General features: G+C 59.9%; 9 protein-coding genes. 4 read left to right on the forward strand and 5 right to left on the reverse strand.

Translation table 11 applies throughout. The features are described 5' to 3' along the window. The first annotated feature begins 71 nt into the window (after nucleotides 1-71). The 4 genes from ACYQ54_RS07050 (at nucleotide 72) to ACYQ54_RS07065 (ending at nucleotide 5862) form a co-directional block, all read left to right on the forward strand. Nucleotides 72-1484: a caspase family protein gene (locus tag ACYQ54_RS07050; RefSeq protein ID WP_460080617.1), complete on the forward strand. Its 1413-nt coding sequence runs from the start codon at nucleotides 72-74 to the stop codon at nucleotides 1482-1484. Nucleotides 1485-1498: 14 nt separating this feature from the next. After that, complete coding sequence (locus ACYQ54_RS07055; protein ID WP_460080619.1) at nucleotides 1499-2098, forward strand: hypothetical protein; 600 nt, start codon at nucleotides 1499-1501, stop codon at nucleotides 2096-2098. A 103-nt stretch (nucleotides 2099-2201) separates the two neighbouring features. Next, on the forward strand, nucleotides 2202-2867 hold the full coding sequence (locus ACYQ54_RS07060; protein WP_460080620.1) for a hypothetical protein: 666 nt from the start codon (nucleotides 2202-2204) through the stop codon (nucleotides 2865-2867). A gap of 433 nt (nucleotides 2868-3300) precedes the next feature. Next, on the forward strand, nucleotides 3301-5862 hold the full coding sequence (locus ACYQ54_RS07065; protein WP_460080621.1) for a GcvT family protein: 2562 nt from the start codon (nucleotides 3301-3303) through the stop codon (nucleotides 5860-5862). Between the two features lie 135 nt (nucleotides 5863-5997). On the opposite strand, the gene ACYQ54_RS07070 is transcribed toward ACYQ54_RS07065, so the two are convergent. From ACYQ54_RS07070 to ACYQ54_RS07090, 5 genes are all read right to left on the reverse strand, one after another. After that, nucleotides 5998-7233 (reverse strand): Tm-1-like ATP-binding domain-containing protein, encoded by a 1236-nt coding sequence (locus ACYQ54_RS07070; protein ID WP_460080623.1) that lies wholly within the window; start codon nucleotides 7231-7233, stop codon nucleotides 5998-6000. An 8-nt stretch (nucleotides 7234-7241) separates the two neighbouring features. Beyond that, a complete protein-coding gene (locus ACYQ54_RS07075) occupies nucleotides 7242-8729 on the reverse strand; it encodes an aldehyde dehydrogenase (RefSeq protein ID WP_460080625.1) in 1488 nt (495 codons plus the stop codon). Nucleotides 8730-8737: 8 nt separating this feature from the next. After that, on the reverse strand, nucleotides 8738-10258 hold the full coding sequence (locus ACYQ54_RS07080; RefSeq protein WP_460080626.1) for a tripartite tricarboxylate transporter permease: 1521 nt from the start codon (nucleotides 10256-10258) through the stop codon (nucleotides 8738-8740). Nucleotides 10259-10265: 7 nt separating this feature from the next. Beyond that, entirely contained in the window at nucleotides 10266-10805 is a 540-nt protein-coding gene (locus ACYQ54_RS07085) for a tripartite tricarboxylate transporter TctB family protein (protein ID WP_460080627.1), read from the reverse strand. Nucleotides 10806-10871: 66 nt separating this feature from the next. Beyond that, nucleotides 10872-11807: a tripartite tricarboxylate transporter substrate binding protein gene (locus ACYQ54_RS07090; RefSeq protein WP_460080629.1), complete on the reverse strand. Its 936-nt coding sequence runs from the start codon at nucleotides 11805-11807 to the stop codon at nucleotides 10872-10874. Nucleotides 11808-11971 lie beyond the last annotated feature (164 nt).

Here is an 11971-nt window from a genome sequence, read left to right on the forward strand (position 1 = left end):
GTGCTGAAGCTATACAAAGGTGAGTAATCAGCAAGCACTCTTTCATTTCATTCACTTAGCGGGGGCTACTAGTGAAATATTTGCTGCCGACACATTTTGTTCGTTTAAGCGTCATTATTACAGCTATCGTATTTCTTCAGATAATTTCCAGCACAAGTGACGCATTTGCAGGTAAGCGCGTTGCGCTCATCATCGGAAATTCAAACTACGATCATATCCAGTCGCTGAAAAACCCGGAAAACGATGCGCGCCTGATGGCGAAGACATTGGAAAATGCAGGTTTTGAAGTCAGGCAGCTGATAGACGGCAACTACAGGGATATGAAACGCGAACTGCTCGCGTTCGGCCGCACCTTGCGGGATTCGACTGTCGAAGCCGGCCTGATCTACTACGCAGGCCACGGTGTCCAGGTACGCGGTGAAAATTATCTAATCCCGGTGAACGCCCTTCTGGCGGATGAGGACGAGGTCGATCTTGAGGGCATCAACGTCAACGATTTTCTCAAGGTGATGAATTCGTCCAGCAGTCCGGTCAACATCGTGGTTCTGGATGCCTGTCGGAACAATCCCTTCAGGGGCTCCTTTCGCTCGGCGACACGCGGGCTTGCCCCCATCGATGCACCGATGGGCACCTTGATCGCCTACGCGACGTCGCCCGGTCAGGTCGCCATGGACGGGTCGGACGGAAATTCCCCTTATACGGCCGCCCTCACCCGCGCCATCGAAACCAGCCCCGGCGAGCCGATCGAATCCGTCTTCAAGCAGGCCCGGCGCGATGTTCTGGCCGAAACCGCCGACCGGCAGGTGCCCTGGGAAGTCAGCTCGATCACCGGTGATTTCTACTTTTATGAAGACGGTCCACTGCCCGGCGATAACGCAGGAGAAGCCGGCAGCCAGGGCAGCCTTGACGTGGCCTACTGGACCGCCATTCGCGACAATCCGACGATCTCCGAACTGCGCGCCTACCTCGCGAAGTTTCCGAACGGACTTTTCGCAGGTGTCGCGGCCAGCCGCCTCAAAGCCCTCGAGGAAAAGCCACAGGTGCAGGCAAGCCTTGACCCGTCCGGAACCGGCCAATCGGTCACCGAAGTGCCAATTCCGGATGACCCGAAGGAACTGACCCGAGCCGTCCAGGTGGAACTCAACAGGCTTGGCTGCGACGCAGGTTCGCCAGACGGTGTCTGGGGCCCGAAAAGCGGCCGCGCACTCGACACTTTGAGGAACGAAGCCAAGCTTCAGCTTGCGTCCTTGTCTCCCAACGCAGCTGTCCTGAAGAAACTCCGACAGCTCAACGGCAGGATATGTCCGCTGACCTGTTCCGCCCGCTACGTATTGAAGAACAACGAGTGTGTTCTGAAAACCTGCCCGGCCGGACAACTGCTGTCTTCAGCCGGACAGTGTTACACGAAATCAAAACCCAGTCCCCAGTCCTCCTCATCCGGAGGCAACTGCTTCACGTTCAACGGCCAGCAATATTGTGACTGACCTGGCAATGCGGCATGCGTGTTCGAGCTTCAGCTGATCGGGGCAAGATGGGGTCGATAAAAACTCTGGCAGCCAGCCTGCTTCTTGCGACCGGCCTTGCCGGAAACGCAAGCGCGGACGACATGTCCGGCAAGACGATAACGATCGACATCACGATGCCGATCTGCGGTTTTGCCGACGGCACACAGTCCTGCGTCTGGGAACACAGCGAGTGGTTCTATCTCGCCGCCATCTTCTTCGCCGGGAACGACGACCTGTTCTATTCCTTTTCGTTTCACTCGAACTTCGAAACGGAAGGCGTCCGGATACCAACCGGCACGGGATCAGGTGAAAGGGTCAATAAAACGAAATCCGGCGACCCGATCGTCCATTTCGTGGATGTTCAGCGGCTCTCGGCAAAGCGTCTTCATGCCATCCACACCATGGAAATGGTTGAAGACGGGTACATCCGGAAAAACACATTCACGCTGGAAATGAACGGCAAGGAGTGCCGGATCCTGGAATTCAGGCAGGAGCACTTCTCCAACACGCAGCTCAAGTACGCCTATGGAAAGCCAACCTCGCTGATTTGCAAGGTTCAGGACGGCCCGCAAACCGACGTCTATGGAAAGTGACGGCATGGACGGAGTGACTGCGAACACGGTTCGAAACGTTCCCATCAACATGGAATTTCAAGGTCCTCCACATGGAGGGCACCTTCCCGAAAGGAGACTTATTGTGAAGAAGATTTCGTTCCTGGCATTTACCGCATCGATGCTGGCACTGGCCGGTTGCCAGTCGACTGCGCCGGAAGGCGCCTCCCCGGCCCAGAGCTCAAAATCAGCTCCCGCGACCTTCGATCTCGGAAGCAAGAAGATTTTCCTGACCTCGAATATCAAGGTCGAGCAGAAGGACTATTATTCCAACACCAACAAGGGCTCGTTCACCGAAACCAACAACCGCACAGGCTCAACGGCCGTTCTGATCCGCCAGAACGGCGAAAATCTGCTGGTCGCCGATCCGGACAACCAGGCGGGAACCGTGTTTGTGAACGGTAAAAGCGTCAAGACCTCCGGCAGCATCTCCGGCAAGGGCAGGACCAACTGCGTCAAGCTGGAAATCGAGGAAGGCTACAAGCGGAATATCTGTTCGCGCTACACCTACAGCAACGGCATCGTCGAGATTTCCGAAGAGGAAAAGGACCCCGCCGAGGACCGCACCACAAAACGGACCTACAAGTTCGCCTATGACGGCAACAGCTGCCGCTTCATCAGTTTCTCGGAGTTCTCGAACGCCAAGAACGGCTATTGTGACGGACCCTGCCTGGGCTACTACGGCGGCAAGACCAAGTGGCGCTACACGATCAACAGCACATCGACTTCAGGCAACTGCAGCATTCGCTGATTGGACTTGACGCGTTGCCCCGGGCTGCAGCTTTCCGGCTTGCGTTTCCCGGGGCAACCATCCTGACCTGACGGATATGATGGTCGGAGCGCAACGCGGCGAACGCCTATCATCTGCCGCCACTCCCTTCCAGCGTGGCGCGCTTGCCGGATACTTCACCAACCACCCGAAACCCTGATGTTTCCCTGATATTTCGCGACAGTTTTCATGCCGTGCCGCGTTATCGAAACACGACCAGCCTGTCGCAATCACAGGCAAGCTTTTCCTGACGATTTGAACCGCCGTGTCGTGGCGCTTATGCCGCCATGACGCAATTACGCTATTTTGCCAGTCGATCAGTCGCGATACTGCCGCCACGAAACGGAAATCCGGTGCAGTCGCACGGACCGGACGCAGGCGGACTGCGCTCCGGTCGATGAAAAAGGAATGAGACATGTCAGCATTTCCTGACAAGGCACAGATCGTCATCGTCGGTCTCGGCGGTATCGTCGGCGCGTCGATCGCACATCACCTCATCGAACGCGGCTGGACAGATATTGTCGGCATCGACAAGTCCGGCATTCCGACCGACATCGGCTCGACGGCCCATGCGTCCGACTTCTGCTACACCACCAGCCACGACTACCTGTCCGTCTGGACCACCCAGTACTCCATCGACTTCTTCGACAAGATGGGTCACTACGCCCGCGTCGGCGGTCTGGAAGTCGCGCGCACCGGCGACGACACCTGGATGGAGGAAATCAAGCGCAAGGTGACCTCGGGCAAGGCCTTCGGCACCAATGTGCGCCTTGTGACCCCGGCCGAGATCAAGGAAAAGTTTCCGTTGATCGAAGAGGACATGGTCCAGGGCGGCATGTGGGACCCGGATGCCGGTCTCGTCATCCCGCGCTCGCAGACGGTTGCCGGCAAGCTCGTTGATGAAGGTGAGAAGACCGGCAAGCTGAAAGCCTTCGCAAACACCCCGGCCCAATCCCTCATCGTCGAGGACGGCCACATCAAGGGCGTCAAGACCCACCGCGGCACGATCATGGCTGACCATGTGATCGTCTGCGCCGGTCTCTGGGGTCGCCTGATTGCCGATATGGTTGGCGAAGACCTGCCGGTAATGCCGGTCGACCACCCGCTGACCTTCTTCGGCCCGTACAACGAATTCGAAGGCACCGGCAAGGACATCGGTTATCCGCTGCTGCGCGACCAGGGCAACTCCGCCTACATGCGCGACACCGGCGATCCCAAGACGGCCGAAGGTGGCCAGATCGAATGGGGCTACTACGAACCGAACCATCCGCGCATGTGCCACCCGCGCGACCTTCTGGAAAAGGATCAGGCCCGCCTGTCCCCCTCCCAGCGCGATCTGGAAATGGAACAGGTCATGGAGCCGCTCGAGCGCGCCATGGAACTGACCCCGATCCTGGGTGAGATCGGTTACAACGAAGGCCACTCCTTCAACGGCCTCCTGCAAGTGTCCGCCGCCGGCGGCCCGTCCTGCGGTGAAAGCCAGAAGGTCCGCGGCCTGTGGTACTGCGTTGCCATCTGGGTCAAGGACGGACCCGGCTACGGCAAGCTGCTGGCTGACTGGATCACCGATGGCCGCACCGAAATCGACCATGCGTCCATCGACTATTCGCGCTTCTATTCCCATCAGCTGACCGAGAAATACATCGAGGACCGCTGCTACGAAGCTGCGCAGAAGATCTATTTCCCGGCGATCCACCCGCGTGAGCCTTACCTGACGAGCCGCAGCGTCAAGCGGTCGCCGTTCTACGAACGCGAGGTTGAACTCGGCGGCCACTTCATGGAACTGGGCGGCTGGGAACGCGCGCATGGGTATGCCGCCAACGAGCATCTGCTGGAAAAATACGGCGACCGGGTTCCGGTTCGTGAAAACGAATGGGACAACCGCCATTTCTGGCGCGTCTCCAACGCCGAGCAGCTCGAGCTCAGCGAGAACTGCGGCATCATCAACCTCTCGCACTTCTACATGTTCGACGTCGAAGGGCCGGACCACGTGGAACTGCTGGAGTGGCTGTGTGCCGCCAAGATCGGCGGCGATGCCAACATCGGCAAGGGTATCTACACCCACTTCCTTGATGACGAAGGCAACGTGCGTGCCGACCTCACGGTCTTCCGCATGGCCGACCGCTGCCGCATCGTCGACGGCGCGGACGCCGGTCCGCGCGACTATCATTATGTGAAGCGCATCGCCGAGGACAAAGGCTTCAACGTCACGGTGACTGACGTCAGCGAGCAGTACACCACCATCGGCATCTGGGGCCCGAACGCCCGCGAGAACCTGAAGAAAGTGGTTGCCGATCCGGCAGCACTCGATCCGGAAAACTTCCCGTTTGCGGGCATCCGCCAGATCGAGATCGCCGGCAAGTCCGTCATGGCCCTGCGCCTGTCCTATGTCGGTGAACAGGGCTGGGAACTGCACATGAAGTATGAAGACGGCCTGGCCGTCTGGGACGCTCTGCGGTCCACGGGTGTCATCGCGGTCGGCGTCGAAACCTACGCCAACTCGCGCCGTATGGAAAAGTCCCTGCGTCTGCAGAACGCCGATCTTCTGACCCAGTACAACCTCCTGGAGGCTGATCTCGCCCGTCCGAAGGTCAAGGAAGCGGATTTCCGCGGCAAGGCAAAGCACGTCGAGTACCGGGAGCGCGACAAGCAGCCGGCCATGCTCTGCACGCTGGTGATGCTTGAAAACACCGATGCAAACGGCGTCAAGCGCTACCCGGTCGGCGCGATGCCGGTTCAGGATCCGGACACGGGCAAGACCTTGGTCGACAGCTTGGGCCGTATTTCCTACACGACCTCGGTCGCCTATGGCCCGACCATCGGCAAGAACATCGCTCTTGCCTACCTGCCGCAGGAATACTGCCAGGTCGGCCGCAAGCTGAACGTTGAGTATTTCTCGGAAACCTACCCGGTCGAGGTCGCCGGTGTCGGCTATCAGCCGCTCTACGATCCGGAAAACCTGAAGCCGCGGTCCTGATGACCAAGGCCCGTGACAGGCAACGACTTGCCACGGGCTGACCTCAGATCACAAGAACAAGCTAAAGCCCCATCTCATGACACCAAAAAGCGCCGCTCGCCGGCGCTTTTTCCTTTCGTGACACGTGCGGCGGCCTTAACCGCCTCGCTTGACAATCCCTTCGTCGACCCATCTGTCGAAGACGACAAGCGCAGCATCCGCAAACGCCTTGTCGTTGATATGCGCAGAAACCTCGGTCGTCTCGATACGGCCCGGGAAGACTGTCCTGACTTCGTCGATGAATGCGGCCAGCCCCTCCGGATCGTGGGCTTCCTCGCCCTCCTTGTCCCAGGCCTCGATACCTCCAAGCGGCAAAAGGAAGTGCGCCGGCCCTTTGGCCGCCTCCAGCCGGTCGGCGAGTGCATTCGCCCACTGACGGCGCTCCTGCGGGTTGAACACGGAGCTCTTGATCAGACGGTTGTGCTCGTGAAACGGCCTGTCGGCATATTGCGCCGGGATTTCCTGCCATCCGGCAAAATCCACCAGATCGAGCGCGCCCGGCGCGACGATCTGCGGCGTGCCCTGCTTGCCTGCATTCTGCAACCGGTCAGGTCCGCTGCTGACAAGCGAACCGGCCAGCAGGTTGCCGAATTCCTGCAGGCAGAAATCCATGACGCAGCAGAAGGCCCCCTCCCGCGCCAGGCTTTCAAAAGCCATGCCGCCCATGCCGGTGGAATGGAAGACAGCGACTTCGTACCCCCGGTCTTCGAGTGCCGGTTTCAAAAGCTTCATGTAGGAGAGGCAACTGGAGCCGAGCGACGTCATGCCGACCAGCGGCTTTGAGCGATCCGGCATCTGCGCGGCCCTGGCGGCACCCAGCACGGCGCCCGCGGCCTGCGCCAGCGACGACTTGCAGATTTCGTTGAGGCCATAAAGGCCACCGGCCCACAAGATCATCTGGATATCGGGTGCCAGCCGCTCCGGCGGGATCAGCGACGAGAAGCTGACCGTGGAGACGATGAATTTCGGCACGCCCATCGGCAGCGCCTGCGCACAATCGAGAGCCAGATCCGTTCCCATCGTCCCACCGAGCGCGATCATGCCGTCGATCCGGCCCTGCGCATAGAGGTCGGCGACAAGCTTTGCCGCACCCTGCGCCATCACCTGAAAAGCCTTGTTCTCGTCGCCTTGTGCGATCACGTCCTCGATGGACATGCCCCCCGCCCTGGCAACCTCGTGCTTGGAAATGCCGGTCGGCCTGGCCGGATCGCCCAGCACGCTGACATCCATGGTCAGCACCTCGCCGCCCTGATCGCGAATGGTCCGCTCGATGAACTCCAGTTCGGCATTCTTGGTGTCGTAGGTCCCGATGGACAGGATGGTCTTGGTCATGTCTATCCTCAGAGCTGGATCCAGGCGGTTTTCAGGTCGACATACTTGTCGAGTGCGTGCAGCGACTTGTCGTGGCCATTGCCGGACTGCTTCATGCCGCCAAGCGGGACGGTCATGTCCGAACCGCCGTAGGTGTTCACATGGATGACGCCGGAGCGGACGCCGGCGACCATCCGGTGCGCCCGGCCGAGATCAGACGTCCAGATGCCGGCCGCAAGACCGTATTCGGTGCCGTTGGCGATCCTGATTGCGTCTTCCTCATCCTTGAAAGCGGTGACCGCCAGAACCGGTCCAAACACTTCCTTGCGGGCAATCGTGTCCTGCGGTTTGACCCCGGTCATGACAGTGGGGGCCATGTAGTAGCCGCCGGTCTCGGTCAGGATGCGCGTTCCCCCGGTGCGACGCTCCGCGCCCTCGACTTCCGCAGTCTCCACGAACTTCAGGTCGGCTTCCAGTTGAGACAGCGAATGCACCGCGCCGATCTGACTTGAAAGATCCAGCGGATCGCCCACCTTGAGCGCCTCCGCTTCCTTGCAGATCGCGGCAACGAAATCATCGTGGATTTCCTCCTGCACCAGCAGGCGAGACCCGGCAACGCAGACCTGACCGGAATTGCGGAAGATACCTGCCGCTGACACCTTGGCCGCCTTGGCGAGATCCGGCGCGTCCCTGAAGACGATGTTCGGCGACTTGCCACCAAGTTCCAGGTAACACCGCTTCAGGTTGGACCTCGCGGAATATTCCAGAAGCCGCCGCCCGGTTGCCCCCGATCCGGTAAAGACCAGAATGTCGACGTCCATCGACAGGGCCAGGGCTTCGCCGACAACGGCACCGGGGCCGGTCACAACGTTGAAGACCCCATCCGGAACCCCTGCCTCTGACGCCAGCTCGGCAATCCTGAGCAGGCTGAGCGAGGCTGTTTCCGCCGGTTTCAGCACGATGGAATTTCCCATTGCGAGCGTCGGCGCAATCTTCCAGGCCCCGATCATCAGCGGGAAGTTCCAGGGAACGATAGCCCCAACCACCCCGACAGGCGCCCGGTGGATGAGCCCCAGCACATTATCCGCAGTCGGTGCGATCTCGCCATAGATCTTGTCGAGCGCCTCGGCGTAATACCGGAAGGTCCCGGCTGCGGACAAAGCCTCGGCCTTGAAAGCCATGGTGATCTCGGTGCCATTATCGCGCACGCCCAGAACGGCAAGCTCAAGCGCTTTCGCCTCGATCAGGTCAGCCAGCTTCAGCAAGACCTTCTTGCGATGCGCCGGGGCGGCCTTCGACCAGCGGCCATCCTCGAACGCCTTGCGTGCGCCATCAACAGCCAGCGCCACATCGGCGGCGGTTCCGCTCGCGATCTTCGTCAAAACCTTGCCGTTGATGGGGGAAAGCACCTCCAGCGTCGCCCCGTCCCGGGACGCGGCAAAGGCCCCGTTTACAAAATGTCCCTGCTCGCCAACGGGCTGATTGCGCAAGGCATCGATTGCTGCCTGATCAAGCATCTTGGGTGTTACCCTTGCTGGGTTGAAGTTTCGGAACTGTCCTCTTCACGCTCCATCCGCACCTTGTTCTCGCGAAAGACCGCGCGCACGTGCAGGACGAGAATGAGAATGATGGCAACGAAGAGGATGGCGGCGATCGGTCGGTCGATGAAGTCGAGCGGAGAATTGACCCGAGCCATGGCGCTGCGCAGCTTCACCTCCATGATGCCGCCAAGCACCATGCCGAGGATGATCGGCACGATAGGCAGGTTGAGCCGCTTCAGCACCAGGCCGAAGACGCCAAACCCGGCGGCAATCGCGCAGTCGGTCACCGAATTGCGCAGCGAGAACACGCCGACAAAGGACAGCGTCATGATCATCACGCCCAGGAACCGCGTCGGGATCTGGATGATCTTGAGCAGCAGTCCGGTAGAGGACAGCAGGAAGATCAGCACGATGATGTTCAGGAGGATAAGCGCCAGATAGAGCGCGATGACAAAGTCGAGCTGCCCCTGAAACAGTTGCGGTCCGGGGATGACATTGTGGACATAGAACACCGACAGCATCATTGCCGTCAGTGCCTCACCCGGAATGCCGAGAGCAAGCAGCGGGATCATCGCCGCACCGGGCACTGCGTTGTTGGCAGCTTCCGATGCGATCAGTCCCTCAGGTGAGCCCTTGCCGAAAAGGTCCGGATCCTTCGAGGTTTTCTGCGCATAGGTGTAGGACAGGAACTGGGCCGTGAATTCGCCGACGCCGGGGATCATGCCCATGAGCACGCCGAAGCTGGAAGAAACGGTCGCTACCCGCTTGAAGGCAAACAGCTCCTTGAGCCCGGAAAAGAGATTGCCCTCGACCTTCGCCGATCCCGGGTGATGTTCCTTGTCGACCAGCAGCAGCAAAGCCTGCGAGATCGCAAAAAGACCGAGTACCACCACGATTAGATCGACACCGGAGGTGAGCCAGCTCTGGTCGAACGTGAAGCGCTTGGTGTATTTGGCCGGCTCCAGGCCGATGGTGCTTAGGAAGATGCCGAAACAGGCCAGCATGCCGGCCGCGAAAACCTGCCCGCGATGCGCCACCACCACCAGGATGATGCCCATCAGCGCGGCCAGGAAGATCTCGCGGCTGCCGAAATGCGGCGCGATCATCGCCAGCACCGGCGAGAGGACGATCAGACACAGGATCGAGAACATGCCGCCGAAGAAGGAGGCCGAATAGGCCAGCGATAGCGCGCGGTGGCCCTGCCCTTTCTTGGTCATGGGATAGCCGTCGTAGGTGGTCAGCGCATTGACCGCCGTGCCCGGTGTGTTGATCAGCACCGCCGGAATGGCGCCGCCATACATGGAAGAGCCATAGACGCCGAGCAGCAGCGTCAGACCGACGATCGGCTCGAAGGAGAAGGTAGCCGGCAGAAGGATCGCAATGGCGACCGCCGCCCCGACACCCGGAATTGCACCAATGATGACGCCACCGACCGAGCCGATCACAAGGGCCGCTAGAACGTCCCATTGGGCAAGCATGGACAGGCTGGAGAGGATCAGTTCCATTCTTGCCTCACAGATAGGTCAGGGCAAAGGCGCGGATGCCGTCCGGCAGCGCTTCGTAAATGTGGCCGGCGGGAACCTTGACCTGCAAAAACGCCCGGAAGATCACCACCACCGAAATGCTGAAGACAACCGCCGCGCCCAGGTTGACGGGCTTTGCTTCACCGACACGGACGCACAGGAACAATGTGAAGGCGAGCGTTGCCGGCAGATAGCCAATTTGCGGCACCAGGAGCACGTAGATCAGGAAATAGGCCACGAATTCGAACGATTGCAGCCAGAAGCCGACTTCGCGCCAGCGACCTGGAATGCGTTTGGAGCAGAGCGAGCCGATGAAATGCAGGCTTGCAAACAGCACCATGCCACCGATGGCAACCGACGGCCAGAATCTCGGCTGGGCAAACCATTTGGTGCGCTTGGCCCAGACCGTCTCACCTGGGATCTGCGTCAGAAGAAACACGGAAAATGCCAGAAACAGGGTCGCAAACACGATGTCGCCGGGCCGGCGATAGCGTTTGAACAGTTCCTGCAGCGTCTTGATGCGGGCCAAGCCGAACCCTCCCTGGAACCTCAAGGCAACCGGCCGGCACAAGAAGCGCCGGCCGGAAAGAGCGCTTTACTGTTCGATCAGCTCGGAGATTTTCTGCAGAGCGGCCGCATCTTCCTCGATCTGCTGTTCGGATTGAACCGGGTCCTGCCAGTAGATCAGGACACCGGTCTGGCCGATCAGCTCGAGTGCTTTCGGTGACTTGAGCGCGGCCTGCGCGGCTTCGGAGATCTTGATCCGTGCGTCTTCAGGAACATCCTTGTGCACGAACAGGCCGTTCCACAAGGCCACCGAGAGATCCGGATTGATTTCCTGCATGGTCGGCACATTCGGCGTCAGCGATGTACGCTCCTTGCCGATGCTGGCCAGGATCTTCACTTCGCCGAGGCACGGCTGGATCTGCTGCAGCGTCGTGTTGATGACATCGACATCGCCGGAGGCCAGCGTGTTGCAGTTCAACTCGTCAAACGCCGCTTCGCTGGCAAAGTCGAACCCGGAGGTCTTGGCAGCCGCGAAAGTGATCTGGGTGGGCGGCAGGAACGAGCCGAAATGACCGAGAGCGACCTCATTTTCCTTGGCATAGTCCGCCAGTTCGGCCCAGGTGCTGTAAGGCGCATCGGCACCGGCTGCGATTACGAACGGATAGGTCATGAAAATGCCGATCGGCTCGAACGGGTTCGGCGACAGTTCGGGAATGCCGATCTGCGGTCCGCCAATGGGCACGTCTGTCACGAAGGAGCCGACCGTATAACCGTCCGCCGGAGCCGTTGCGACTTCCACCGCACCCGGGAACGGACCGCCGCCGCCGCCCGGCTTGTTCACCACGGCCGCCGGCACACCGTACATTTCCTGGAACTTGTCCGCGATGAGGCGGGTCAACACATCTTCCAGGTCTCCCGGAGGCCACGGAACGATGAACGACACCGGCTTTTCCGGATATTCAGCCAGGGCACCCGTCACGGACATCAAGGTCGCGGCCGTCAGGGCGATCACATGTTTCTTCATTTCAACAGTCCCTCTTCTGGTCAGGTGACAGCCGGTCTTTGCGCCGGTCTTGGTCATTTTTTATTTGCTTTGTTAATTATTGTGATCTTAAATAATTCGATGTCAACCTCCAATCGGAGCGCTGACGCTTTTGTCTGCCTTGTTGACCGGTTCAAATAACAAAC

The organism is Roseibium sp. LAB1 (genome assembly GCF_054658235.1).